General features: G+C 59.0%; 1 protein-coding gene and 1 pseudogene. Both read left to right on the plus strand.

Annotated elements, in window-relative coordinates; genetic code table 11:
* Window positions 1-73, plus strand: a pseudogene (locus AUR66_RS21385) (IS200/IS605 family transposase); the annotation flags it as partial.
* A partial coding sequence (locus tag AUR66_RS15550) for a transposase (RefSeq protein ID WP_058573173.1) occupies window positions 70-946 on the plus strand: 877 nt, incomplete at its 3' end. The pseudogene AUR66_RS21385 and the gene AUR66_RS15550, both read left to right, overlap by 4 nt.

Genomic DNA, 946 nt, shown 5'->3' on the forward strand with positions numbered 1-946 from the left:
TGGAACGGCGGGGAGTGCCTCCAAGGGCGCTGTCGAACGATACATCGCTGAACAGGAGGGTGACGACGCATGAAGCGCGTCAACACCTTCGAGGTCGTGCCACAGACCGAGAACGACAAAGAGTGCCTCCTACGGCTACTCGACGCCTCCGCCTCCCTGTGGAACGAACTGACCTACGAACGTCGTCAGAACTACTTCGGTGACGGCGACGTGTGGGTCACTTCCGAATACCGTGGAAAGTACAACGGTGTTGTCGGAAGCGCGACTGTCCAACAAGTCACGCGAAAGAACAGCGAAGCGTGGCGGTCGTTCTTCGCGCTCAAAGAGAAAGGCGAGTACGCCAACCCACCGTCGTACTGGGGCAACGAGGAGGACGGGCGCGAATTCCGTACCTACATTCGATGCAACCAGTACACGATTCAGTGGGGCAAGCGTAGCCGTCTCGAAATCCCTGTCGGGCAAGAACTGAAAGGCGAATACGGACTCGGCTACCACGAACGACTCAGCCTCGAAGTCCGAGGCAACCCGAAGTGGGACGGCAAACAGGGTCGTCTGGAACTTGAGTACAATGAGGTTAGCGACACGTTCAGGGCTTTCCAACCAGTCACCGTACCTGATTCTCGACTGGATTCACCATTGGCTTCTCACGAAGCCGCCCTCGACGTTGGCGCGAACAATCTCGTCGCCTGTTCCACGACTACTGGGGACCAGTACCTCTACGACGGTCGGGAGTTGTTCAGACGGTTCCGCGAGACGACAGACGAAATCGCCCGCCTACAGTCGAAACTCCAAGAGGGTCGCCACTCCTCGAAACGGATTCGACGGCTGTACCGACAGCGAACCCGCCGTCGTGACCACGCACAGAACGCACTGGTGCGCGACCTCGTTGAACGACTGTACGACGAGGGCGTGGCGACGGTGTACGTGGGCGACCTGACAGACGTGC

The sequence above is a fragment of the Haloferax profundi genome (genome assembly GCF_001469865.1).
Classification (GTDB): Archaea; Halobacteriota; Halobacteria; order Halobacteriales; family Haloferacaceae; genus Haloferax; species Haloferax profundi.